The organism is Fluviibacterium sp. S390 (assembly GCF_049800695.1).
Classification (GTDB): domain Bacteria; phylum Pseudomonadota; class Alphaproteobacteria; order Rhodobacterales; family Rhodobacteraceae; genus Meridianimarinicoccus.
On record NZ_JBNAFN010000011.1, the window covers coordinates 84,013 to 108,526 of the forward strand.

Sequence of the window (24,514 nt, forward strand, 5' to 3'; positions counted from 1 at the left end):
TAAATATGCGGCCTTGCCCGTGACAATCCCGGCCCGTCCGCCTATAAGATGACAACGAATTAAAGGGCAGGACGCATGGTCGAAACCAAACAATCCCCTGAAGAATACGGCGCGGATTCCATCAAGGTTCTCAAAGGCCTGGAAGCTGTCCGCAAACGTCCGGGGATGTATATCGGCGACACCGACGATGGCTCGGGCCTGCACCACATGGTCTATGAGGTCGTGGACAACGGCATTGACGAGGCGCTGGCCAAACATGCCGACCGCGTGACCGTCACGATCCACGCCGACAGCAGCGTCTCGGTCAGCGACAACGGCCGTGGCATCCCCGTCGGCATCCACGAGGAAGAAGGCGTCTCGGCGGCCGAGGTCATCATGACCCAGCTGCACGCGGGCGGGAAATTCGACCAGAACTCCTACAAGGTGTCGGGCGGGTTGCACGGCGTCGGCGTGTCGGTGGTGAACGCCCTGTCCGACTGGTTGGAACTGCGCGTCTGGCGCGAGGGCAAGGAACACTTTGCCCGGTTCGAACACGGCGAAACCGTCGTGCATCTGAAGGTGGTGGGCGAGGCCGGCGACCGCACCGGCACCGAGGTCCGCTTCATGGCCTCGACCAACACGTTCTCGAACCTGGACTACAGCTTCAAGACCCTGGAAAACCGCCTGCGCGAACTGGCCTTCCTGAACTCGGGGGTGCGCATCGAATTGCGCGACGAACGCCCCGCCGAGCCGCAGGTGGCGGAAATGCACTATGACGGTGGCGTGAAGGAATTCGTCCGCTACCTGGATCGCTCCAAGACCCCGCTGATGGAGGAACCGATCTTTATCACCGGCGAAAAGGACGGCATCAGCGTCGAAGTCGCCATGTGGTGGAACGACAGCTACAACGAGATGGTGCTGCCGTTTACCAACAACATTCCGCAGCGCGATGGCGGCACCCATCTGGCGGGCTTCCGGGGGGCGCTGACGCGGACCCTGAACCTCTATGCCAACTCCAGCGGTATCGCCAAGCGCGAGAAGATCAACTTCACCGGCGACGATGCCCGCGAGGGGCTGACCTGCGTGTTGTCGGTGAAGGTGCCAGATCCAAAATTCTCAAGCCAGACCAAGGACAAGCTGGTCAGCTCGGAAGTGCGTCCGGCCGTGGAAAGCCTGGTGAACGAGAAGCTGGGCGAATGGTTCGACGAAAACCCGGTGGTGGCCAAGACCATCGCCACCAAGATCATCGAGGCCGCGCTGGCCCGCGAAGCCGCCCGCCGGGCGCGGGAACTGACCCGGAAGAAATCGTCGCTGGACATCGCCTCGCTGCCCGGCAAGCTGGCCGACTGTCAGGCGCGCGAACCGCACGCCCGCGAATTGTTCCTGGTCGAGGGCGACTCGGCCGGCGGTTCGGCCAAACAGGGCCGGGCGCGGGCCAACCAGGCGGTGCTGCCCCTGCGCGGCAAGATCCTGAACGTCGAACGCGCGCGCTTCGACCGGATGCTGTCCAGCCAGGAGATCGGCACGCTGATCACCGCGCTCGGCACCGGCATCGGGCGCGATGAATTCGACATTGAAAAGCTGCGCTATCACAAGATCATCATCATGACCGACGCGGATGTCGACGGCGCGCACATCCGCACCCTGCTGCTGACCTTCTTCTTCCGGCAGATGCCCCAGATCATCGAGGGCGGATACCTCTACATCGCGCAACCGCCGCTGTTCAAGGTGTCGCGCGGGAAGTCCGAACGCTACCTGAAGGATCAGGCGGAACTGGACAACTACCTGATCGAGATGGGCATCGACGGCGCCATGCTGCGGCTTGGCACGGGCGAGGAAATCGTCGGGCAGGATCTGCTGCGCGTGGTGGAAGAGGCCCGCAAGACCCGCCGGGTTCTGAGCGCCTTCCCGACGCTCTATCCGCTGCACATTCTCGAACAGGCGGCCATCGCCGGCGCCTTTCTGCCCGGCGCGGTGGATGCCGATATCCAGGCCACCGCAAACACGGTGGCGCAGCGGCTGGATCTGGTTTCGCTGGAATACGAACGCGGCTGGGTCGGACGGCCGACGCAGGATCGCGGCTTGCGCCTTGTGCGTGCCGTGCGCGGCGTCGACGAGGTGCGCACCCTGGACGGCCATGTCCTGCGCTCGGGCGAGGCGCGCCGTCTGGGCGGCCTTACCGAGGCCCTGCAAGAGGTCTATGGCCAGCCCGCCACCCTGCACCGCCGCGACAAGACCACCGAGATCTACGGCCCGCTGGACCTGCTGAAGGCGATCCTGGTCGAAGGCGAAAAGGGTCTCACCCTGCAACGCTACAAGGGTTTGGGCGAGATGAACCCCAGCCAGCTGTGGGAAACCACGCTGGACCCGGAATATCGCACCCTGTTGCAGGTCAAGATCGACGATGTGGCCGAGGCCGACGACATCTTCACCAAACTGATGGGTGACGTGGTCGAACCGCGCCGCGAGTTCATCCAGGCCAACGCGTTGAGCGTCGCCAACCTGGATTTCTGAGCCGCAGACTGCGGGAACGCCTCCCCGGCGCGCCTTGGCACCGAACACGTAAAAGGGCCGCTGCAATCTCTTGCAGCGGCCCAATTCTTTTTCACCTGCCGGCGTTTAGCCGAAGATGGCGTTCAGCGTGGCGCTGGGGCGCATCACGGCTGCCGTCTTGACCGGGTCGGTCTTGTAGTAGCCGCCCAGATCCGCCGGGGCACCCTGCGCTGCCGCCAGCTCGGCGACGATGGTCGCTTCCTTCTCGGCCAGCTCTTTCGCGATGGGGGCGAAATGCGCGGCCAGGTCGGCGTCCTCGTCCTGCGCGGCCAGGGCTTCGGCCCAGTAGCGGGCGAACCAATAGTGGCTGTCGCGGTTGTCCGGCTCTCCGACCTTGCGCGAGGGCGAACGGTTGTCGTCAAGGATGCCCTGCGTGGCGGCTTCGGCCGCCTTGCCCAGAACACCGGCCTTGGCGTTGCCCTTGCTGTCAGCCAGGAAGTTCAGGCTTTCGCCCAGGGCGCAGAATTCGCCCATGGAATCCCAGCGCAGGTGGTTTTCTTCCATCAGCTGCTGCACGTGCTTGGGGGCCGATCCGCCAGCGCCGGTTTCGAACAACCCGCCGCCGTTCATCAGCTTGACGATGGACAGCATCTTGGCCGAGGTGCCCAGTTCGAGGATCGGGAACAGGTCGGTCAGGTAGTCCCGCAGCACGTTGCCGGTGATGGCGATGCTGTCCTTTCCCGCGGTGATGGTTTCCAGCGACTGCCGGGTGGCCTCGCGCGGGGCCAGGATCACGAACTTGTCCGCCACACCGGCGGCTTCCAGCGCCGGGGTCACGTATTTGATCAGCTCGGCGTCATGGGCGCGGTTCGCGTCCAGCCAGAAGATCGCTTCCGAACCGGTCAGACGCTGACGGTCCAACGCCAGCTGGATCCAATTCTCGATCGGGGCCTTCTTGACGGTGCAGGAGCGCCAGATGTCGCCGGCCTCCACGTCGTGGCTGTGCAGGGTCTCGCCATTGGCCAGAACGATGCGGATGGTGCCATCGGCGGGTGCTTCGAAGGTGGTCGGGTGCGAGCCGTATTCCTCGGCCTTCTGGGCCATCAGGCCGACGTTGGCCACGGAACCAGCCTTGGTGACGTCCAGCGCGCCGTTCTCTTTGAAGAACTTGATGCTCTCGTCATAGACCGTGGAATAGCAGCGGTCGGGAATGACACAGTTGGTGTCGCCCTTGTTGCCGGCCGCATCCCAGCCCTTGCCGCCAGCGCGGATCACCGCCGGCATCGAGGCGTCGATGATGACATCCGACGGTACATGCAGGTTGGTGATGCCCTTGTCGCTGTCCACCATGTACATGGCGGGGCGTTCGGCGGTCAGGGCGTCGATCTCGGCCTGGATCTCGGCGGCGTTCGGCAGGGTGGCGATGCGGGCCAGCACGTCGCCCATGCCCGAGTTCGGGTTGACACCGGCGGCTTCAAGCGCGCTGCCGTATTTGGCAAAGATCGGCGCCAGCCACGCCTTGACCGCATGGCCGAAAATGATCGGGTCCGAGACCTTCATCATCGTGGCCTTCATGTGCAGCGAGAACATCGTGCCGTCGGCCTTGGTGTCCTCGATCGCGGCGCCCAGGAAATCCGCCAACGCCTTGACCGACAGGAAGGTCGCATCGGCGACCGTGCCTTCGTCCAGCGTCCAGCCGTCCTTCAGAACCGTCACCGCGCCGTCCTTGGCCACGAATTCGATCCGGGCATCGCCCGCCTGGTCAGCGGTGATGGTGGCCGATTTCTCGTTGGCATAGAAGTCGTTGCCCGGCATCGACGAGACCTTGGTCTTGCTGTCCGGCGACCATTTCCCCATCGAATGCGGGTTCTTCTGGGCGAAGTTCTTCACCGCGCGGGCAGACCGGCGGTCCGAGTTGCCTTCGCGCAGCACCGGGTTCACGGCCGACCCCTTGATGGCGTCGTAGCGCGCCTTGATGTCGTGCTCTTCGTCGGTGGCGGGGTCGTTCGGGTAGGACGGGATGTCATAGCCCTTGGCCTGAAGCTCGGCGATGGCGGCGTTCAGCTGCGGCATCGAGGCCGAGATGTTGGGCAGCTTGATGACATTGGCGTCCGGCGTCTTCACCAGCTGGCCCAGTTCGGCCAGATCGTCCGAAATGCGCTGCGCCTCGGTCAGGCGCTCGGGGAAGGTGGCCAGAATGCGGCCCGCGACCGAAATATCCTTGGTCCCCACCGACACGCCGGCGGCGCTGGTGAACGACCGGATGATCGGCAGGAACGAGGCACTGGCCAGCTCCGGCGCTTCGTCTACAATGGTATACACAATATCCGGGGTCGTGGTGTCCGCCATGAGAGTTGCCCTTTTTCGTTCTGGTGCGATGGTGATCCGCCGGGGCCGCAACCGGCCGCAGCTTTGGCCGTGCAGACGGTTCCGGCAAGGGAACCGTGTGGTGGCCCATGAATGGCTACCAGCCGATTAAATCACGCGGCCCGGCAAATCAATTCGTCAGATGCCGCAGGGGCGACGACATGTTGCCACGCTTTGCCGGATATCCCGGCAAAAGCGTCGCGAATGCAGCAAACGCGCCCGGTTTCGAACCGTTAGCGGTAGCCTTCCTTCTGGGTCGTGTACATGCCGGCGTATAGCCCGCCCAGGGCCAGAAGCTCGGCGTGGGTGCCGGTCTCGACGACCCGGCCCTGATCCAGAACATAGATCTTGTCGGCGTCGATGACCGACGACAGCCGATGCGCCACGATGATCGTGGTCTTGCCTTGGGACAGGCGGTTCAGCGCACCCTTGATCCGTTCTTCGGTGCGCTGGTCCAGCGCCGAGGTGGCCTCGTCCAGCAGCAGGATCGGCGCCGAGCGCAGGAAGGCGCGCGCGATGGCGATCCGCTGTTTCTGACCGCCCGACAGTTGCGCCCCCTTGGGGCCCAGCGGCGTGTCGCCCCGATCGCGGATCAACTTGGCGATCTCGGCGGCTTCGGCGGCGGCCCAGATTTCTTCGTCGGTGGACTGTGGCCGCACGTATTTGATGTTTTCCCAGATCGAGGCGTTGAAGATCACGATGTCCTGCGCCACCACCGAGAACGACTTGCGCAGGGTCGAGATGCGGATATCGCGCACGTTGTGATCGCCGATCATCACCGCGCCGTCCTGAATGTCATAGAGCCGTCCCAGCAGGCTGAGCACCGTGGTCTTGCCCGACCCGGTGGCGCCGACAATGGCGGTGCGCTTGCCACCGTCGAAAGTCAGGTCCAGATCCTTGAACAGCGGCTGGTCGGCGGTATAGCCGAAGGTCACCTTCTCAAGCCGGATGTCTGCGGCGGCGTCAAAGTCGTCGGTGGCATTGGGCACGTCCACGATGCTGGGCTTTTGCCGCATGATCGAATGGACCGAATCCAGTTGCACCAGTTGCTGCTGCAACTGGGTAAAGAACTTGGCCAGCGCCCGCAGCGGGTCGAAGACCATGACCAGCCCCAGCATGAAGGTGATGATCGCGGCGCCGTCGATGTCATGATTCGGGCTGATGGCCATGTAGCCGCCCAGACCGATGACCATGGCATAGGCGAAGGCCGAGGCGAAATCGATGGCCGGCAGCACGATCGCCTGCGCCGCCTGCACCCTGACCTGCAGATCGCGGATCTTCTCGTTGGTGGCCTGAAGGCGGGCCTCTTCGAACTCTTCCTGGTTCGAGATCTTGACCGTGCGCATCCCGTTCACGGTCTCTTCCAGCGTGTTCATATAGGCGGCAAGCGCCGATTCCGCCGTGCGCTGCACATGCTTGATCCGGCGGGATACGAACTGCAGCGTGAACAGGATCACCGGCGCGATGATCAGCGCGGTCATGAACAGCACTGGCGCCTTGTAGATCAGGTAGCTCGAAACGATGATCACCATCACCGCATCGCGCACCGCGTTGATCGTCACCTGCCCCACGAAGCGCGACAGGGTCTGCGCCTGTGTCACCACCCGCAGGATGATATCGGCGGGGCTGGAGCGTTCGAAATACGACAGGTCCAGCACCAGCAGTTTCTCAATCAGGTCGCGGCGCAATTCCATCACCGCGCCCGAGGCCAGCCAGGTCGAGGTGCGCGGCACCACGTAGGAGGTGATCCCTCGCACGAAGAACAATGCAAAGACCAGCGCGCAGACCTTGTACAGATCGCGCGCCGCGCCCTGGTCAAAGATGACCCGCAGACCGCTTTCCGTCAGGCGCAGGAATTGCTGATAGACCAGCCCCTGCACCAGGATCAGGCCCAGCACGAGGAACAGCCAGACCGTCCGCTTCTTCAGGTACGAGTTCCAGAACCACGCGATGTTCTCGCGATCCTGCGCGGTGAAGAACGGCTTGCCGTCCGACTCGCTGGATTTGCCAAATATGCGCAGCTTCATGTGACTTCTCTTTCACCACCAGCGCGAATTGTCGAGTGTCAGCGCATCCCTCCGGCCCGGTCGTGGTCGCCTTGCATCAGGTGCGCAGGGTCAGATCCGGGGCAGCGCCTGGCTGGCATCGGGCACGATATAGCCGCGCTGCACCGGCGCGCGATCCTGCATCACCCGGTACCAGCGCGCAACGTTGGGAAATTCGGCCAGGTCGATCTCTTGCCGGGGATGGCGCGCGGCCCAGGGAAAGATGGCCATGTCGGCGATGGAATAATCGCCCGCAACCCAATCGCCCAGCGCCAGCTGCCGATCCAGCACGCCGTACAGCCGCCTGGCTTCCTTGGAATAACGCTCTTCGGCGTATTCGGACTTGCCGCGTGTCGGGTACAGAAAGTGATGCGCCTGCCCCAGCATCGGGCCAAAACCGCCCATCTGCCACATCAGCCATTGCATCACCCGCGCCCGCGCCAGCGGATCTGCGGGCAGGAACTGGCCGTGCTTTTCGGCGAGGTAGACCATGATGGCCCCCGATTCCATCAACGACAGCCCAGTGTCACGATCATGGATCGCGGGGATCTTGTTGTTGGGGCTGACCTGCAGGAACGCCGGGTCATGCTGTTCGCCGGTCTCGATATTGACGGTGTGCACCGCGTAGGGGGCGCCCAGTTCTTCCAGAAGGATAGAGATCTTGCGCCCGTTGGGGGTGCTCCAGGTATACAGATCGATCATTTCGCGGTCCTGAGTGGTCGGTTTGCAGCAGCCTAGGATCGCGCGCCGGGCACGGCAACCGGATGCGTTACGCAATCCGGCACGCAGGGCTTGACCTTCCAGCGACTGGAAGGCCTATCTGGGGTGGGACCATCCTGACCGGAGTTTCCGATGTCGACCACCACATTCACTTTCCCTGTCACCGGCCTGTCCTGTGCCGGCTGCGTGCGTCGGGCCGAAACTGCCATGGCGGCGGTGGACGGCATTGACCGGGCCGAGATCAATTTCGCCACCCGCACCGCGCAGGTCGACAGCGACCGCGTGAACGCGGCGGCCGACCTTCTGGCAGCTCTGGACACCGCCGGGTATCCCGCACGGCCACGCCAGTTGCGGCTGGAGGTCTCGGGGATGCACTGCGGTTCCTGCGTCGGACGGGTCGAGAACATCCTGCTGTCGGTGCCCGGCGTGACCGAAGCGCGGGTGAACCTTGCCAGCGGCAGCGCCGATGTAATGACCCTGGCCGGAGAACAGGGCGATGCCGCCCTGATCGCGGCGGTGGCCGAGGCCGGGTTCGACGCCCATCTGCCCGGCGCCGATCGCAACCGCGCCGCCCAGGCCGCCGCCGAACAGGCCGAAGCCACCGCCCTGCTGCGCGACACCCTGATCGCGGGCGCGCTGACCCTGCCGGTGCTGCTGGTGGAAATGGGCGGCCACGCGATCCCGGCGCTGCACCATTGGCTGGCCGGCACCATCGGCACCCAACCGCTGTGGATCGCGCAATTCCTGCTGACCTCGCTGGTGCTGGCGGGACCGGGGCGCAGCTTTTTCACCCGTGGCCTGCCCGCGCTGGCCAAGGGCGCGCCGGACATGAACGCGCTGGTGGCGCTGGGGACGCTCGCGGCGTGGGGCTATTCGACCATCGCCACCTTCGCCCCCGACCTGCTGCCGCCCGAGGCGCGCCATGTCTATTTCGAATCCGCCGGCGTCATCGTTTCCCTGATCCTGCTGGGCCGCTGGCTGGAAGCCCGCGCCAAGGGCCGCACCGGCGATGCGGTGCGCAAACTGGTGGGCCTCACCCCCGACACGGCACAGGTGGAAGACGGCGACACGGTGGTCGAACGGCCCCTGTCGGCCCTGCACGTCGGCGATGTGCTGCGCATCGCGCCAGGCGCGCGCATCCCCGCCGACGGCACGGTGCTGACCGGCACCTCGCATGTGGACGAAAGCATGATCACCGGCGAGCCGGTTCCGGTCGAGAAAACCCCCGGTGCCTCGCTGACCGGCGGCACCGTCAACGGCAGCACCCCCTTGCGCATGGAAGCCACCGGCGTCGGCGCCGACACCACGCTGGCCCGCATCATCCGCATGGTCGAAGATGCCCAGGGCACGCGCCTGCCGATCCAGAGCCTGGTGAACCGCGTCACCCTGTGGTTCGTGCCGGTGGTGATCGGGCTGGCGCTGCTGACCACGCTGGGCTGGCTGATCTTCGGGCCATCGCCTGCGATTTCCTATGCGCTGATTGCCGGGATCTCGGTGCTGGTCATCGCCTGCCCATGCGCCATGGGGCTGGCAACGCCAACCTCGATCATGGTGGGCACCGGGCGCGCGGCGGAACTGGGCATCCTGTTCCGCAAGGGCGACGCCCTGCAAAAGCTGCAATCGGTACGCGTGGTGGCCTTCGACAAGACCGGCACGCTGACCGAAGGCCGCCCGCAACTGACCGGGCTGGAAGCCCCCGGCATGGATCCCGACACCGCGCTGCGTCTGGCCGCCAGTGTCGAGGCCCTGTCCGAACATCCGCTGGCCCATGCCATCCTGACCGCCGCCGAGGCCAAGGGCCTGACCCCGGCCCCGGTGACCGAGGCCGAAGTAATCCCCGGCCATGGAATCGCGGCCATTTGCGACGGCCAGCGCGTGGCGCTTGGCAATCCCCGGATGATGGCCCGCGAGGACGTCGATCTTGCGCCGCTGACCGCCACCGCGACCGCATGGGCCAATGAAGGCCGCAGCGTTCTGTATCTTGCTGTCGATGGCAAAGCCGCAGCGGTCATGGCCGTTTCCGACCCGGTGAAAGCGGATGCAGCCGAGGCGGTGCAACGGCTGCACGCACAGGGGCTGCATGTGGTGATGCTGTCCGGCGACAGCCGCGCCGCCGCGCAGGCCATCGGTGCCGAGATCGGCCTGGACGAGGTGCTGGCCGAACTTCTGCCCGAGGACAAGACCGCCGCCATCGACCGCTTGCGGGCGCGCGGCCCGGTGGCCTTTGTCGGCGACGGCATCAACGACGCCCCGGCGCTGGCGGCGGCGGATGTGGGGCTGGCCATCGGCACCGGCACCGACATCGCCGTGGAAACCGCCGATGTGGTGCTGACGGCCGGCCGCCCCGGCACCGTCGCCACGGCGCTGGACCTTAGCCACCGCACCCTGCGCAACATCCGGCAGAACCTGGCCTGGGCCTTTGGCTACAACGTGCTGCTGATCCCGGTGGCGGCGGGGCTGCTGTATCCGATCAACGGCATGTTGCTGTCACCGGCACTGGCGGCAGGGGCCATGGCGGCCTCCAGCGTGTTTGTGGTGACCAACGCGCTGCGCCTGCGCCGGGCCGGAACCGCCCCGAAGGAGCACACCGCATGAACATCGGCGACGCGGCACGGGCCTCGGGCCTGCCCAGCAAGACCATCCGTTACTACGAGGATATCGGCCTGCTGGTGCCACCACGCACCGCCAACGGCTACCGCGACTTCGGCCCGCGCGAGATCAACATCCTGACCTTTCTGGCCCGCGCCCGCGCGCTGGGGTTCACAATCGAGGAATGCCGTGCCCTGCTGGCGCTGTGGCAGGACACCGACCGGGCCAGCGCCGATGTGCGCCGGATCGCCCAGACCCATCTGGAAGAGATTGACCGCAAGATCGCCGACCTGCGCGACATGCGCGCCACGCTGGCCAATCTCGTGCACTGCTGCGCCGGAGACGACCGGCCAGACTGCCCGATCCTCGAAAGCCTCGCCCGTGGCGGTGCCGCCGGTTAAGCCCCGACAGAAAAGGGCCGCCCGATCGCCCGATCGCCCGGACGGCCCCGACACAACGGCGCGGTGGCTCAGGCCGCCAGCGCGGTGGCCAGCGGCACGGCCTCATAGCCCAGATCGTCGGCCACCGCCTTGTTGGTGATCTGCCCGTTCCAGACGTTCAGCCCGTTGGCCAGATGCGGATCCGCCGCCAGCGCCGCGCGCCAGCCCTTGTCGGCAATACGCAAGGCATGCGGCAGGGTCACGTTGTTGAGCGCATAGGTCGACGTGCGCGCCACGCCGCCGGGCATGTTGGCCACGCAGTAGTGCACCACATCCTCCACCACATAGGTCGGATCGGCATGGGTGGTCGCCCGCGAGGTTTCGAAACAGCCGCCCTGATCGATGGCGACGTCCACCACCACCGCGCCGCGCTTCATGGTCACCAGATGGTCGCGCCGCACCAGCTTTGGCGCCGCCGCCCCGGGGACCAGAACCGCGCCGATGACCAGATCGGCCTCGGCCACGCATTCCTCAAGATTGGCCTTGTTGGAAAACCGGGTCTTGGCGCGCGCTTCGAAGAACATGCCCAGCCGCTCCAGCGCCTCGGGGTTGCGATCCAGGATGGTCACATCGGCGCCCAGCCCCACGGCCATTTGCGCCGCGTTGAAGCCGACGACACCGCCGCCGATGACACAGACCTTGCCCGGCGCAACACCCGGCACCCCGCCCAGCAGCACGCCGCGCCCGCCTTGCGCCTTTTCCAGGTTATGCGCGCCGGCCTGGATCGACATCCGCCCCGCCACCTGGCTCATGGGCTTCAACAGGGGCAGCCCGCCGTGCGCGTCGGTGACGGTCTCATAGGCGACGCAGACGGCCCCGGAATTCACCAGATCACGGGTCTGTTCGGGATCCGGGGCAAGATGCAAATAGGTATAAAGGATCTGGTTCTCGCGCAGCATGGCGCGCTCGGACGCTTGCGGCTCCTTGACCTTCACGATCATCTCGGCGCGGGCGAACACCTCTTCGGCGCTGTCCACCACCTGCGCGCCTGCGGCCGCATAGTCGTCATCCTTGGCATCAATGCCCAAACCCGCCCCGGTTTCCACCAGCACGCTGTGTCCGTGCGCGACCATCTCGGCAGCACTTTCCGGCGTCATCCCGACGCGATATTCATGATTCTTGATTTCTTTCGGCGTGCCTACGATCATCGCATGTCCTCCCACGGTCCGATTGGGAAGGATATTGAACCAAATTGGAAGGAATTTTTCCGATTGATTCAGGTGATTATGAAAAATGTTGTGGATTGAGTGCACGAAAACAGCCATTGAACAGGAAAAAATTTCATGGACATCTTTGATCGCCGAATCTTACGCGCCTTGCAAAAGGATTCCCAACGCCCCATCGCCGAACTGGCACGCGAGATCGGCCTGTCGACTTCGGCCTGCCACCGGCGGATCAAGCTGCTGGAGGAAAACGGCCTGATCCGGGGCTATGTCGCCCAGATCGACCGCACCGCGCTGGGGCTGAAGCTGCAGGTCTTCGTCGAGATCACGCTCAGTTCCCAGGCCCGCGAGGTGCTGGAGGCCTTCGAGACCGCCGTCACCCGCTTTGACGACATCCTGGAATGTCACCTGACCTCGGGCCATGCGGATTACATCCTGCGCGTGGTGGCGCGGGACATGAACGACTATGCCGACATTCATCGCGAATGCCTGTCACGGCTGCCGAACGTGGCCTCGATGCAGACGATCTTTACCCTGCGCCCGGTGCAGCAGTGGCGCGGCTATCCGATCCGGGACGCGGACTGAGCGCCACGCCCCGACCGTTGCGGATTACAGTTCCGACCGGATCTGCTGGCGCAGATAGTCGATGGGCACCGGTTTTCCCTCGCGCTTGAAGGTCCAATAGGTCCAGCCATTGCAACTGGGCGCCCCTTCCAGCGCGGCGCCGACCTGGTGGATAGACCCGTGATGATCGCCGCGCGCGTTCGACGCCGCCAGCGTGCCGTCGGCGCGCACCTTGGCCACGTCGCCGCGCGGGGAATACAGCTTCTCCCCCGGCCGCAGCATGCCACGTTCGACCAGCTGCCCGAAGGGCACGCGGGGTTGCGACCGCTTGGGCTGCGTCACCTGCAGATCGGCCTCGTCCAGCTTGCGCACCCGCGCCAGCCGCGCCTTGGCGACCTCGATATAGGCATCCTCGCGCTCGATCCCGATGAAGTTCCGGCCCAGCATCTTGGCCACGGCGCCGGTGGTGCCGGTGCCAAAGAACGGATCCAGCACCACGTCGCCGGGCCTGGTGGTGCCGATCAGCACCCGGTGCAGCAGCGACTCGGGCTTTTGCGTCGGATGCGCCTTGGCGCCCTTGGCATCCTTCAGACGCTCGTGCCCGGTGCAGATCGGCAGCACCCAGTCCGAGCGCATCTGCACATCCTCGTTCAACGCCTTCAGCGCCTCGTAGTTGAAGGTGTATTTCGCCTTCTCGCTCTTGCTGGCCCAGATCATCGTCTCATGGGCGTTGGTCAGCCGCTTGCCTCGGAAATTCGGCATCGGGTTCGACTTGCGCCAGATCACGTCGTTCAGGATCCAGTATCCCGCGTCCTGCAACGCCGCCCCGACCCGGAAGATGTTGTGGTACGAACCGATCACCCAGATCGCGCCGTCGGGCTTCAGCACCCGCCGCGCCGCCTTCAGCCATGCCCGGGTGAACTTGTCGTAGACGGCAAAGCTGGAAAACTGGTCCCAGGCGTCATCCACCGCATCGACCTTGGAATTGTCGGGCCGGTGCAGGTCGCCCTTGAGTTGCAGATTGTACGGCGGATCCGCGAATATCAGGTCCACCGAGCCTTCGGGCAGCGCGTTCATCTGCGCAATGCAGTCGCCCTGAAGTATCGTGTTCAGCGGCAGCTTGGCTGCCTGTGTCGAAGTCTTTCTCATGGTCTGCCTCTCGTGGCGGCCTGTTTTTTACGCCGCGTTTTGCAGACAAAATGATTCAAACCCGATTCGAGGTCAATTTCTTTTTTTGAATCAGGGGGTTAGCCTATTCACCCACACAACATCTTGTGGACGGGGGCGAAGGAACGTCTATGGTGCGGGGTCACCCCCAAATCTAGCAGGGCGCGTTTGTGGGCCGGGGTCGGATAACCGGCGTTGGTTTCCCATCCATAACCCGGAAACTGCCGCGCCAGGTCTCCCATGATCCGGTCGCGCGCCACCTTGGCGATGATCGACGCCGCGGCGATGGACAGGCTGCGCGCATCGCCCTTGACCACCGCCTGATGCCGCTGGTTCAGGCCGCGCGGCACCATCACCCCGTCGATCAGCAGATGATCGGGGGCATTGCGCAACCCGGCCACGGCGCGGCGCATGGCCAGATGTGCTGCGTGCAGGATGTTGATGTCCTCGATCTCCTCGACCGTGGCCTCGCCCACCGACCAGTCGGCACTGGCCTTGATCAGCTCTTCCAGCGCCAGCCGCCGCTTCAGGCTCAGCTTCTTGGAATCGTTCAGCCCGTCGGGAATGTTGTCGGGGTCCAGCACCACGGCGGCGGCCATGACCGGACCGGCCAGCGGCCCGCGCCCGACCTCGTCCACCCCGGCGATGCGGGTGGCGCCCAGCCTGCGGGCTGCGGTTTCGAACCGGAAATCGGGTTTCGGGGGCAGGTCTATCTGTCGGCGCGCCATGGCGTCGATCTAGCCCTGAAACCGCCCCCCCGGCAAGCCATGTGGCGCAGGCGTGGCGGCGGTGCTATGGGGCGGCATGCTTTCGTATCAGCACATCTATCACGCCGGCAACGCGGCGGACGTCCACAAGCACGCGCTGCTGGCGCTGGCGCTGGACTATCTGACCCGCAAGCCCAAGCCGCTGACCTATCTGGAAACCCATGCGGGCCGGGCGCTGTATGACCTTTCGGCCCCCGAAGCGGTCAAGACCGGCGAGGCGACGGCGGGCATCGGACGGATGGAACGCTGGTTCGCCGCCGATCATCCCTATGCCCGCTGTCTTGCCGCCGCGCGGGAGCGCGCCGGGGCGGCGGCCTATCCCGGCTCGCCGCTGATCGCATCGACCCTGCTGCGCCCCGAGGATCGTCTGGTGCTGGCCGAATTGCACCCGCGCGAGGTGTCGGCCCTGCGCTATGCCCTGCCCGCCGCCGAAGTGCAGCAGAAGGACGGGCCGGAACTGGCCCTATCGCTGACCCCCCCGACCCCGCGCCGGGGGCTGCTGCTGGTCGATCCCTCCTACGAGGTGAAGACCGAGTTCGAGACCATCCCGACCCTGCTGTCCCGCATCCGCCGCAAATGGCCGGTCGGGGTTTTGATGTTGTGGTATCCGATCCTGGCTTCGGGGGCCGAGCGGCCGCTGGTGGCCCGGCTGAAACCCCTGTCCGACGACAAATCCGTGCTCAGCGAGGTGCGCTTTCCGCCCGCGCGCCCCGGTCACGGCATGATCGGCAGCGGACTGTGGGTCGCCAATGCGCCCTGGGGCTTTGCCGAAGCGGCACAGGATCTGGCCAAGCGTTTCGCCACCCTGACCTGACCCACCCACGAAAAACCCCGCCACAAGGGGCGGGGTTACAAGATCACGGCGTGGGCCGGGTGCTCAGCCCTTGTCGGCCTCAAGCGCGTCCAGACGCGCCTTCAGCGCCTCGTTTTCCTCGCGCGCCTTCTGGGCCATGGCACGCACGGCGTCGAATTCCTCGCGCGTGACGAAATCGCGATCGGCCAGCCAGCGATCCAGCATGCCCTTCAGCGCGGTCTCCGCCTCATCCTTCGCACCCTGCGCGACGCCGAGAGCGTTGGTGAAAAGTTGCGACATGTCGTCGAGAATGCGGTTCTGGCTCTGCATCTGAGGCTCCGTTCCTGTGTCCACTCACATATGGGCCGCGACTGCCGTCAGCGCAAGGTTGACTTCCCCCGGCGCGGCTTGCCATCTGCCGCCATGATATTTGCCCTGCCCTTCCCGCCGCTGTCGCCCGAGGTGTTCTCGATTTCGCTGGGCAGCTTCCAGTTCGCCCTGCGCTGGTATGCGCTGGCCTATATCGTGGGGCTGCTGGCCGGGTTGTGGCTGATCCGCCGCGCGCTGGCCCGGCCCGACCTGTGGAAAAACGCCACCCCCCAGATGACCGCCGCGCAGGCCGAGGCGCTGCTGACCTGGGTCATCATCGGCGTGGTGGTCGGCGGGCGGCTGGGCTTTGCGCTGTTCTACCAGCCGGCGCATTTCTTCGCCAATCCCGCCGACATCGTGAAGATCTGGCAGGGCGGCATGGCCTTCCACGGCGGGTTGCTGGGCGTGGTGGTGGCGGCAGCGCTGTTCTGCTGGCGGCACCGTCTGAACCCGGCCAGCGTGGCCGATGCCATGGCGCTGGCCACCCCGCCGGGACTGCTGCTGGGCCGTCTGGCCAATTTCATCAATGCCGAGCTTTGGGGCCGCCCGACCACCGCGCCCTGGGGGGTGATCTTCCCCGGCCCTGCGGCCCAGACCTGCCCGCCGGACTGGACCGGCCCCTGCGCCCGCCATCCTTCGCAATTGTACGAAGCCGGGCTGGAAGGGCTGCTGCTGGGCGCGCTGCTGCTGGTGCTGGCGTTTTCGCGCGGGGCGCTGAAAATCCCCGGCCGGATCACCGGCGTGTTCTTTCTGGGCTACGGGCTGGCCCGCTTCGTGGTGGAATTCTTCCGCCAGCCGGACGCACAATTCATCACGCCGGGCAACCCGCTGGGCCATGCGCTGCGGCTGGGCGAGGCGGGGCTGACCATGGGCCAGCTTCTGTCGCTGCCGATGATCGCGCTGGGGCTGGGCGTGCTGCTGATGGCCAACCGCGCGCAGGCCCGCGCGTGAGCCCGCTGCTGGCACAAATCACCGCCCGCATCGCCGCCGACGGCCCGATCTCGGTGGCCGATTTCATGGCCGAGGCGCTGATGAACCCGGCGCACGGCTATTACGCCACCCGCGATCCCTTCGGCAGGGCGGGCGATTTCATCACCGCGCCCGAGATCAGCCAGATGTTCGGCGAACTGGTCGGCCTTGCGCTGGCGCAATGCTGGCTGGATCAGGGCGCGCCCGCCCCCTTCGCGCTGGTCGAACTGGGGCCGGGGCGCGGCACCCTGATGGCCGATCTTCTGCGCGCCACCCGCGCCGTGCCGGGGTTCCATGACGCCGCCCGCCTGCATCTGGTCGAAACCTCGGCCACCCTGCGCGGCCTTCAGGGCCAGACCCTGCACCCGCATCACCCGGTCTGGCTGGACCGGGCCGAAGATCTGCCCGACCTGCCCTGTTTCGCCGTGGCCAATGAATTCTTCGACGCCCTGCCGATCCGGCAATTCCAGCGCACGGCGGACGGCTGGCAGGAACGGCGCATCGGCCTGCGCGACGGTGCGCTGACCTTCGGGCTGGCCCCGGCCACCCCGCTGCCCGCATTGGCACACCGTCTGACCGACACCAGCCCCGGCGAGCTGGTCGAGATCTGCCCCGCCGCCCCAGGCATCGTCACCGCCCTTGGACAGCGCATCGCCACTCACGGCGGGGCCGCGTTGATGATCGACTACGGCGACTGGCGCTCGCGCGGGGACACGTTGCAGGCCCTGCACGCCCACCAGCCGGTCGATCCGCTGACCGATCCGGGGCAGGCCGACCTGACGGCGCATGTGGATTTCGAAGCCCTCGCCCGTGCCGCGCAAACCGTGCCCGGCCTGACCCACAGCCCGATGGTCCCGCAGGGCGTGTTTCTGGAACGCCTGGGCATCACGCACCGCGCGCAATCGCTTGCCGCCAAGCTGCGCGGCGCACCGCTGGACCAGCACATCGCCGCACATCGGCGCTTGACCCACCCCGAGGAAATGGGATCACTGTTCAAATGCCTCGCCATGATGCCGTCCCACACGGCGACGTTTCCGGGACTGACGACATGACACTTGAAATTCTCACCTCAGACGCGCTCTCCTCGGTAAAACACGGGTTCTTCACCCGTCGCGGCGGGGCGTCCAGCGGCGTGTTCAACGGGCTGAACTGCGGCCTTGGCTCATCCGATCAGGCCGACGCGGTGGACATCAACCGCGCCCGCGTGGCCCGCGCCATGGACGCCCAGCCCGGCACCATGTGGCGGGTGCACCAGATCCATTCCGCCAATGTGGTCATTGCCGAAGGCGATCCGCCCGCCCGGGCCGAGGCCGCCGACGCCATTGTCACCCGCGAACCGGGGCGCGTGCTGTCGATTCTCACCGCCGATTGTGCGCCGGTGCTGTTCTGCGATCCCGATGCCGGCGTGATCGGCGCGGCCCATGCGGGCTGGCGCGGCGCCCTGGCCGGCATTCTCGAGGCGACGCTGGACGCGATGGCGACCCTGGGCGCCCAGCCCACCAACACCATCGCCGTGATCGGCCCGACCATCAGCCAGCGCGCCTATGAGGTCGGCCCGGAATTCATGGATGATTTCATCGCGGAAGACCCGGACAACACGCGGTTTTTCGCGAATGGCGACGGCGACCGCTATATGTTCGACCTGCCCGCCTATGAATTGCATCGGCTGCGCCGCGCCGGGGTGGCTCAGGCCGAATGGATCAGGCACTGCACCTATTCCGACCCGCGCCGCTTCTTCTCGTACAGACGAAGTGTGCATGAAAAGCAGGCAGACTACGGCAGATTGATCTCAACGATCACGCTTTAGGGTATTCCTGACCCAAGTTTGTCGCCGCATTGCAGAAACTGTCTGGAAACTGTTACATCCCCGCGATACGAGGGCACAGTCGGTTAGCGAGTGTCTTTTTACTTCGGTTCCGTGACGAGTGTGTTTGTACCGCGTCCCAGTTCGGTCTGTTCGACCTGTTGGTGAGTAAAAGTAACGCCAGTGTTTTGGCACGGCCCGTCCAACCGTCGTTGGGCGGGCCCCGTTTTTTTCAGACGCAGGTGTCGTGCGCAGCGCGCGTCCGACCGGTCAGGCGGACTGGCTCAACCGATGTTCCAGCACTTCGAAGGGCACGCCGGGTTCTTCCTTGGCGGCGCGGATCACCAGCGAGGTCTTGACGCTGGCCACGTTGTCGGCGGCGGTCAGCTCTCCGGTCAGGAAAGACTGGAAGGTGCTCAGGTCCGGGGCCACGCATTTCAGGATGAAATCGACCTCGCCGTTCAGCATGTGGCATTCGCGGACCAGCGGCCATGACCGGCATTTTTCCTCGAAGGCCGACAGGTCGGATTCGGCCTGCGATTTCAGGCCGACCATGGCAAAGACCTGCACTTCGAAGCCCAGTTCGCGGCCATCCACCTGGGCATGATAGCCTCGGATGAACCCGGCTTCCTCCAGCGTGCGCATCCGGCGCAGACAGGGCGGGGCCGAGATGCCGACGCGCTTGGCCAATTCGACATTGGTCATGCGCCCGTCCGCTTGCAGTTCGGCCAGGATCTTGCGATCGATCGGGTCAAGTTTCGAAGCGGACATCGGATACTCCTTGGTTGCCCGGAACTTAGAGCCTTGGGAATACAGGCGCAATAATATTTCGCCAGACTGCGGCCAGATTTCAGGAAACTTTAAAAATTCCGGCCATCGAAGCTGCGACTTGTTGGGGGTTCCTTCGCCCCGCCGCCCCGCCTATATGCTGCCGGGCAGCAAAGCGGAGACAGGGCATGGCCGACACCAAACACAGCAGGGTTCTTATCATCGGGTCCGGGCCTGCGGGCTATACGGCGGCGGTCTATGCGTCGCGCGCGATGCTGGAACCGGTGCTGGTCCAGGGCATCCAGCCCGGCGGTCAGCTGACGATCACCACCGACGTGGAAAACTGGCCCGGCGAATCCACCATCATGGGCCCCGACCTGATGGTGAAGATGGAAGCCCACGCCCGCGACACCGGGACCGAGATCGTGGCGGACATCATCACTTCGGTCGATCTGTCCAAACGCCCCTTCACCGCGCAGGGCGACAGCGGCACCACCTATACCGCCGACGCGCTGATCCTGGCGACCGGGGCACAGGCCAAATGGCTGGGCCTGCCGTCCGAGCAGAAATTCCAGGGCTTCGGCGTCTCGGCCTGCGCCACCTGTGACGGGTTCTTCTATCGCGGGCAGGACGTGGTCGTGGTCGGCGGCGGCAACACCGCCGTGGAAGAGGCGCTGTTCCTGACCAACTTCGCCTCGAAGGTCACCCTGATCCACCGCCGCGACAGCCTGCGGGCCGAGAAGATCCTGCAGGACCGGCTGTTCAAGAACGACAAGGTCGAGATCCTCTGGGATCACGGCGTCGAGGAAGTTATCGGCACCGAGGATCCGCTGGGCGTCGAAGCGGTGCGCGCCAAGCACGTCAAGACCGGCGAGATCACCGAGGTGCCCTGCAAGGGCTTCTTCGTGGCAATCGGTCACGCCCCGGCGTCAGAACTGGTCAAGGATCAGCTTGATACCCATATGGGAGGCTATGTGGTCACCCAGCCCGACAGCACCGCCACGTCGATCCCCGGCGTGTTTGCGGCGGGCGACCTGACCGACCACATCTATCGCCAGGCTGTCACCAGCGCCGGCATGGGCTGCATGGCCGCGCTAGAGGCCGAGCGTTTCCTTGCCGAGGCCGACGGCTGAACCGGGCGAATGCTTGACGCGGACACGCGGGCAGGGTCGGTTGGACCCTCCCGCCACTAACGAGGCTGGCCCGAACCATCATGCGGTCTTCCAACGCTCATAAGGCTTGCACCCCGGCACGCTTGCGTGGCCGGGCGCTGCTGTCGGCGCTTTGCCTGACCCTGGGCGTTGCCGGGACCGCGCGCGCCGCCTCCATCGTGCCGTCCGAATCCTTCTGCCTGCACGGCTGCGACCTGCCCTCCATCGAAGAACTGGATCAGGGCCGCGAGATCCCGTTGACCATCGACGACAACCCGCTCAGGCTGATCGCCCCGTTCCAGGACTATATCGGCGAGATCGAGGATGACGGCTCGAAGGTGGACAGCGACAGCGAATGGCGCAGCCCGCGCAACACGGGACCGCGCCAGTAGGTCTTTTTCATATTGGAACGCCGTAAACGGCCCTAGTGGACGTTGACCGGCTGCATGTGGTTCTGCCGCGCCAGCACGAAGGCCAGGTTGCGACTGCCGACCAGCGCCAGCCGATCGCCGTTGGACGCATGAACCGCGAACATCTCGGCCTCATCGCCGACCTGGGCGCGCAGATCGTCGGGCAGATCCTTCACCGCCACCGGGCGGACATAGACGATGGACTCATCGGACATGGCAAGGGGATGCGGCGTGTTCATGACGGATCTCCGGTGCTGATCTTGATGCGTTGCAGGACGGTTTCAGGGGCCGAGCGTTTCAGGTCGATGTGCAGCAGCCCGTTTTCCATGGCCGCGCCGTCGACCTCGACCCCGTCGGCCAGCACGAAACTGCGCTGGAACTGGCGCGCCGCGATGCCGCGATGCAGATAGGTGCGCTCGTTGCAATCGTCGGCCTGCCGGCCGCGCACCACCAGCTGGCGGTTTTCCACGGTGATGGCCAGATCATCCTCGCGGAACCCGGCCACGGCCAGGGTGATCCGATACGAAGTTTCCGAGGTCTGTTCGATGTTGTAGGGCGGGTATCCGTCGTTGCCGGTCTTGGCGGTATGTTCCACCAGCCGTTCCAGCTGTTCGAATCCCAAAAGGAACGGATGCGTTCCCAAAGTCAGTTTTGTCATGGACACGTCCTTGCAATAAGCGACTGTGCGAATGCCCCGCAAACGGCGGCATGTTGCAAATATGGGCGCAGCCTCCGCCCGTTGCAAGTCACCGGCGGGCAGCGTCTTTTCACAACCGTGTTTCTTGGGTATGTCTCAGGTCCCAGGGATTTCGCAGGACAGGCAACAGATGAACGCTTTCGGCGAGATGACGCATAACGAGGTCTTGCGGGTGAAGCTTGAAGTGCTCAGGCGCGAGCATCGCGACCTCGACGAGGCCATTCATGCACTGGAAAGCGCGGCGCGCGGCGATCACCTGACCCTGCGCCGCCTGAAAAAGCAGAAACTGCAACTGAAAGACCGGATCCAGAAGATCGAGGACGAGTTGCTGCCCGATATCATCGCCTGACGCCGCCCGCCCCGGACCTTGCAAGGGCGATTGCACCCCGCACCGCAGTCAGTATAGTCGCGGCCCTGCAACCGGGGTCAGAACGCGCGGGGACATCACATGACACAACCCAAGGTCGGCATCATCATGGGCAGCCAATCGGATTGGCCCACCATGAAAGAAGCGGCAAAGATCCTGACCGAACTGGGCGTGCCCTTCGAAACCAAGATCGTTTCGGCGCACCGCACCCCGGATCGCCTGTGGACCTATGGCAAATCCGCCGCCGACCGGGGGCTCAGCGCGATCATCGCCGGGGCTGGCGGCGCCGCCCATCTGCCGGGCATGGTGGCGTCGAAAACCCGCGTGCCGGTGATCGGCGTGCCGGTGCAGACCCGTGCCCTCAGCGGCGTTGATTCGCTCTATTCCATCGTCCAGATGCCCAAGGGTTTCCCCGTGGCCACCATGGCCATCGGTGCCGCCGGGGCCGCCAACGCCGGCCTGATGGCCGCCGCGATCCTGGCGGTCAGCGATCCGGACCTGGCCGACCGGCTGGAGGCGTGGCGCGACGCGCTCTCGGCCTCGATCCCCGAGGAGCCGGTCGATGACTGAAGCCCTGCGCCCCGGCGCCACCATCGGCATTCTCGGCGGCGGCCAATTGGGCCGGATGCTGGCCCTTGCTGCGGCCCGTCTGGGTCTGAAAACCCACATTTATGATCCCGCCCCCGGCGGCCCCGCCGAACAGGTGGCCGACCGCACCACGGTGGCCGCCTATGACGATGCGGCCGCGCTGGAACGCTTCGCCGCAGCGGTGGATGTGGTCACCTATGAATTCGAAAATATCCCGACCTCGGCACTGGACCTGCTTGAGGCGCACCGCCCGATCCGCCCCACCCGCAAGGCGCTGGCGGTGTCGCAGGACCGGATGACCGAAAAGACCTTCCTGCAGGATCTCGGCCTGACTGTCGCCCCCTTTGCGGCCGTGGACAGCGCCGCCGATCTTGAGGCCGCCCTTGGGACCATCGGTGCGCCCGCGATCCTGAAGACCCGCCGCTTCGGCTATGACGGCAAGGGACAGGCGCGCATCATGGCGGCTGCTGAGGCCCCCGCCGCGCTGGACGCCATGGCCGGTGCCCCGGCGATTCTGGAAGGCTTCGTCGATTTCACCCATGAGGTCTCGGTCATCGGCGCCCGCGCCCTTGACGGGGCCGTCGCCTGTTTCGATCCGGGCGAAAACCTGCACGAAGGCGGCATCCTGCGCACCACCACCGTGCCCGCGCGCCTGTCCACCGCCCAGCGCACCGATGCAGTGCTGTTGGCGGGCCGCATCCTGAACGCCCTCGACTACGTCGGCGTCATGGGGGTGGAGCTGTTCGTGACCCCCGCCGGGCTGGTGGTCAACGAGATCGCGCCGCGCGTCCACAACTCCGGCCACTGGACCCAGAACGGCTGCGTGGTCGACCAGTTCGAACAGCACATCCGCGCCGTGGCGGGCTGGCCGCTGGGCGACGGGTCGCGCCATGCCGACGTGGTGATGGAAAACCTGATCGGCGACGAGGCCGAGCGCTGGCCCGAGATCGCCACCGACCCCACCGCCGCGCTGCATCTCTATGGCAAAGCCGAGGCCCGGCCGGGTCGCAAGATGGGCCATGTGAACCGCGTGGTGACAGGCTGAGACGGCTGGCAGGCGCAGCCATACGCCTGCCATACCTTTTCCAGACGCGTTCCAGCCCCGGTTTTCGGCCTCAACCGACCAGAAACCGCGCGGCCAGCGGCCCGGTCAGATAAGTCAGCCGCCCCGCCGCAAGGGTCGCACCGACCCGCCCGGTGGCCGGATCGACAATCACCAGGTCGGCCCGCTTTCCGGGCGCGATCACGCCGCGATCTTCCAGCCCCAGCATCCGCGCCGGTCCTTCCGAGACCAGGTTCCACGCCGCTGCAAAGGGCAGGATGCCAAGCGCTTCCAGCGCCCAGACCGCCTTGCGCAGCGCCGGATAGTGATAGTCCGAAGCCAGCGCATCGCACAGCCCCTGCGCAATCAGGTCCCGCGCGCTGGCCTTGCCCGCATGGCTGGCCCCGCGCACCACGTTGGGGGCGCCCAGCACGATGCCATCGCCCCCGGATCGGGCCTCGGACGCGGCAGCGACGGTCTCGGGAAACTCGGCGATCCGCACCCCGCGCGCCCGGTGACTGCGCCGCGCCTCTGCCGTGGCGTCGTCATGGCTGGACAGGGCAATTCCCTTTTCTGACAGGCGTTTACACAGGCTGTCCAGCGCGGCAGGCACCGCATCAGCCTGGCGATGCAGCCGCTGCATCAGCGCCAGATGCGCCTGAGGCGACCGCCCGCTTTTTAGCGCGGTGCCGGTCAGGCGGGGCGGCGTGCGACCCGCGACCAGACGGTCATGCGGCAGGTGATCATTCAGCCCCACATAGGGGATCCCGACCCGGTCGATCAGCGCTTCGGCGGCCGCGAAGGCCTCAAGGAAATGCGTTTCCAGCCGCAGCTGCAGGCGCAGGTCGGTGGCCAGCGCCGGGGCCTCGGCCTGCCACGCGGCCACCAGCCGTTCCGCCGCCTGCGGCGACCGCAACCCGCCCTCCCAGCTGTAGAACTGCGCCATCACGGCGGTGGTGATCCCGTTGGCGGCCAGTTCGGCCTCGAAGGCCACCAGCCCGTCGCCCATGTCCGGCACGCCGCCCCGGCGGGCGGCCACATGGCGTTCGAACCCGTCGCCATGAAGGTCCACGATCCCCGGCAGCACGCGCCAGCCGCGCAGGTCCACACACCGCGCAATCCCCGATGGTGAAACGATTTTCCCGGCACTGACCCCGAAATCACAGGCCTGCAATTGCCCGCCCCACAGCACCTCGGCCCCGGTGAAATTCATCACGATCCCTGTCATGGCCCTCCCCTGCCCCGGCGGCGGCGGCGGATCA

General features: G+C 65.8%; 24 protein-coding genes. 13 read left to right on the plus strand and 11 right to left on the minus strand.

Features of this window, described 5'->3' with window-relative positions:
* Positions 1 to 75 precede the first annotated feature (75 nt).
* The gene (gene gyrB, locus ACP15K_RS10720; protein ID WP_193140353.1) at positions 76 to 2,493 is read left to right on the plus strand and encodes a DNA topoisomerase (ATP-hydrolyzing) subunit B; all 2,418 of its coding nucleotides are present in this window, start codon (positions 76 to 78) and stop codon (positions 2,491 to 2,493) included.
* A 105-nt stretch (positions 2,494 to 2,598) separates the two neighbouring features.
* Here gyrB and ACP15K_RS10725 read toward each other — a convergent pair whose 3' ends face one another.
* The 3 genes from ACP15K_RS10725 to ACP15K_RS10735 form a co-directional block, all read right to left on the minus strand.
* Entirely contained in the window at positions 2,599 to 4,821 is a 2,223-nt protein-coding gene (locus ACP15K_RS10725) for an NADP-dependent isocitrate dehydrogenase (RefSeq protein WP_424990497.1), read from the minus strand.
* A gap of 251 nt (positions 4,822 to 5,072) precedes the next feature.
* Positions 5,073 to 6,866, minus strand: coding sequence for an ABC transporter ATP-binding protein (locus tag ACP15K_RS10730; protein ID WP_193140351.1), 1,794 nt, complete (start codon positions 6,864 to 6,866; stop codon positions 5,073 to 5,075).
* A 90-nt stretch (positions 6,867 to 6,956) separates the two neighbouring features.
* Positions 6,957 to 7,586 carry a glutathione S-transferase family protein gene (locus tag ACP15K_RS10735; protein WP_193140350.1) on the minus strand — a complete coding sequence of 210 codons (630 nt, stop codon included), beginning with the start codon at positions 7,584 to 7,586 and terminating at the stop codon, positions 6,957 to 6,959.
* A gap of 150 nt (positions 7,587 to 7,736) precedes the next feature.
* Here ACP15K_RS10735 and ACP15K_RS10740 point away from each other — a divergent pair, with 150 nt between their 5' ends.
* On the plus strand, positions 7,737 to 10,199 hold the full coding sequence (locus ACP15K_RS10740; RefSeq protein WP_424990498.1) for a heavy metal translocating P-type ATPase: 2,463 nt from the start codon (positions 7,737 to 7,739) through the stop codon (positions 10,197 to 10,199).
* Entirely contained in the window at positions 10,196 to 10,594 is a 399-nt protein-coding gene (gene cueR / locus ACP15K_RS10745; RefSeq protein ID WP_424990499.1) for a Cu(I)-responsive transcriptional regulator, read from the plus strand. Before ACP15K_RS10740 ends, cueR begins: the two co-directional genes overlap by 4 nt.
* A gap of 68 nt (positions 10,595 to 10,662) precedes the next feature.
* Here cueR and ald read toward each other — a convergent pair whose 3' ends face one another.
* Positions 10,663 to 11,781 (minus strand): alanine dehydrogenase, encoded by a 1,119-nt coding sequence (gene ald, locus ACP15K_RS10750; protein WP_193140347.1) that lies wholly within the window; start codon positions 11,779 to 11,781, stop codon positions 10,663 to 10,665.
* Positions 11,782 to 11,916: 135 nt separating this feature from the next.
* Here ald and ACP15K_RS10755 point away from each other — a divergent pair, with 135 nt between their 5' ends.
* Positions 11,917 to 12,381, plus strand: a complete 465-nt coding sequence (locus tag ACP15K_RS10755; protein WP_193140346.1) for an Lrp/AsnC family transcriptional regulator — start codon at positions 11,917 to 11,919, stop codon at positions 12,379 to 12,381.
* Between the two features lie 24 nt (positions 12,382 to 12,405).
* On the opposite strand, the gene ACP15K_RS10760 is transcribed toward ACP15K_RS10755, so the two are convergent.
* A complete protein-coding gene (locus ACP15K_RS10760) occupies positions 12,406 to 13,509 on the minus strand; it encodes a site-specific DNA-methyltransferase (protein ID WP_424990500.1) in 1,104 nt (367 codons plus the stop codon).
* A 107-nt stretch (positions 13,510 to 13,616) separates the two neighbouring features.
* Positions 13,617 to 14,255, minus strand: coding sequence for a ribonuclease HII (locus tag ACP15K_RS10765; RefSeq protein WP_193140344.1), 639 nt, complete (start codon positions 14,253 to 14,255; stop codon positions 13,617 to 13,619).
* 76 nt (positions 14,256 to 14,331) lie between these two features.
* On the opposite strand from ACP15K_RS10765, the gene rlmJ reads away from it, so the two are divergent.
* A complete protein-coding gene (gene rlmJ, locus ACP15K_RS10770) occupies positions 14,332 to 15,108 on the plus strand; it encodes a 23S rRNA (adenine(2030)-N(6))-methyltransferase RlmJ (RefSeq protein ID WP_193140343.1) in 777 nt (258 codons plus the stop codon).
* Positions 15,109 to 15,171: 63 nt separating this feature from the next.
* Here the strand turns inward: rlmJ and ACP15K_RS10775 are convergent, their stop codons facing one another.
* Positions 15,172 to 15,417 carry an accessory factor UbiK family protein gene (locus ACP15K_RS10775; protein ID WP_193140342.1) on the minus strand — a complete coding sequence of 82 codons (246 nt, stop codon included), beginning with the start codon at positions 15,415 to 15,417 and terminating at the stop codon, positions 15,172 to 15,174.
* A 93-nt stretch (positions 15,418 to 15,510) separates the two neighbouring features.
* Between ACP15K_RS10775 and lgt the strand changes: the two genes are divergently transcribed.
* The 3 genes from lgt to pgeF are packed head-to-tail and all read left to right on the plus strand — an operon-like array spanning position 15,511 to position 18,232.
* On the plus strand, positions 15,511 to 16,407 hold the full coding sequence (lgt, locus tag ACP15K_RS10780) for a prolipoprotein diacylglyceryl transferase (RefSeq protein ID WP_424990501.1): 897 nt from the start codon (positions 15,511 to 15,513) through the stop codon (positions 16,405 to 16,407).
* Positions 16,404 to 17,477 (plus strand): class I SAM-dependent methyltransferase, encoded by a 1,074-nt coding sequence (locus tag ACP15K_RS10785; protein WP_424990502.1) that lies wholly within the window; start codon positions 16,404 to 16,406, stop codon positions 17,475 to 17,477. Before lgt ends, ACP15K_RS10785 begins: the two co-directional genes overlap by 4 nt.
* The gene (gene pgeF, locus ACP15K_RS10790; RefSeq protein WP_424990503.1) at positions 17,474 to 18,232 is read left to right on the plus strand and encodes a peptidoglycan editing factor PgeF; all 759 of its coding nucleotides are present in this window, start codon (positions 17,474 to 17,476) and stop codon (positions 18,230 to 18,232) included. The genes ACP15K_RS10785 and pgeF overlap by 4 nt, the downstream gene beginning before the upstream one ends.
* A gap of 267 nt (positions 18,233 to 18,499) precedes the next feature.
* Here the strand turns inward: pgeF and ACP15K_RS10795 are convergent, their stop codons facing one another.
* On the minus strand, positions 18,500 to 19,000 hold the full coding sequence (locus ACP15K_RS10795; protein WP_193140339.1) for an Lrp/AsnC family transcriptional regulator: 501 nt from the start codon (positions 18,998 to 19,000) through the stop codon (positions 18,500 to 18,502).
* Positions 19,001 to 19,185: 185 nt separating this feature from the next.
* Here ACP15K_RS10795 and trxB point away from each other — a divergent pair, with 185 nt between their 5' ends.
* Positions 19,186 to 20,130, plus strand: coding sequence for a thioredoxin-disulfide reductase (trxB, locus tag ACP15K_RS10800; protein WP_193140338.1), 945 nt, complete (start codon positions 19,186 to 19,188; stop codon positions 20,128 to 20,130).
* Positions 20,131 to 20,210: 80 nt separating this feature from the next.
* Positions 20,211 to 20,540 carry a hypothetical protein gene (locus tag ACP15K_RS10805; RefSeq protein ID WP_193140337.1) on the plus strand — a complete coding sequence of 110 codons (330 nt, stop codon included), beginning with the start codon at positions 20,211 to 20,213 and terminating at the stop codon, positions 20,538 to 20,540.
* Between the two features lie 32 nt (positions 20,541 to 20,572).
* Here ACP15K_RS10805 and ACP15K_RS10810 read toward each other — a convergent pair whose 3' ends face one another.
* Both ACP15K_RS10810 and ACP15K_RS10815 read right to left on the minus strand, forming a co-directional pair.
* Positions 20,573 to 20,797, minus strand: coding sequence for a DUF1150 family protein (locus tag ACP15K_RS10810; RefSeq protein WP_193140336.1), 225 nt, complete (start codon positions 20,795 to 20,797; stop codon positions 20,573 to 20,575).
* On the minus strand, positions 20,794 to 21,216 hold the full coding sequence (locus ACP15K_RS10815) for an Hsp20 family protein (RefSeq protein WP_193140335.1): 423 nt from the start codon (positions 21,214 to 21,216) through the stop codon (positions 20,794 to 20,796). Before ACP15K_RS10815 ends, ACP15K_RS10810 begins: the two co-directional genes overlap by 4 nt.
* A 169-nt stretch (positions 21,217 to 21,385) precedes the next feature.
* On the opposite strand from ACP15K_RS10815, the gene ACP15K_RS10820 reads away from it, so the two are divergent.
* From ACP15K_RS10820 to ACP15K_RS10830, 3 genes are all read left to right on the plus strand, one after another.
* Positions 21,386 to 21,604 (plus strand): YdcH family protein, encoded by a 219-nt coding sequence (locus ACP15K_RS10820; RefSeq protein WP_193140334.1) that lies wholly within the window; start codon positions 21,386 to 21,388, stop codon positions 21,602 to 21,604.
* A gap of 99 nt (positions 21,605 to 21,703) precedes the next feature.
* Positions 21,704 to 22,192, plus strand: coding sequence for a 5-(carboxyamino)imidazole ribonucleotide mutase (gene purE / locus ACP15K_RS10825; protein WP_193140333.1), 489 nt, complete (start codon positions 21,704 to 21,706; stop codon positions 22,190 to 22,192).
* Positions 22,185 to 23,255 carry a 5-(carboxyamino)imidazole ribonucleotide synthase gene (locus tag ACP15K_RS10830; protein WP_424990504.1) on the plus strand — a complete coding sequence of 357 codons (1,071 nt, stop codon included), beginning with the start codon at positions 22,185 to 22,187 and terminating at the stop codon, positions 23,253 to 23,255. Before purE ends, ACP15K_RS10830 begins: the two co-directional genes overlap by 8 nt.
* 70 nt (positions 23,256 to 23,325) lie before the next feature.
* Here the strand turns inward: ACP15K_RS10830 and ACP15K_RS10835 are convergent, their stop codons facing one another.
* On the minus strand, positions 23,326 to 24,480 hold the full coding sequence (locus tag ACP15K_RS10835; protein WP_424990505.1) for an alpha-D-ribose 1-methylphosphonate 5-triphosphate diphosphatase: 1,155 nt from the start codon (positions 24,478 to 24,480) through the stop codon (positions 23,326 to 23,328).
* Between the last annotated feature and the right edge of the window lie 34 nt (positions 24,481 to 24,514).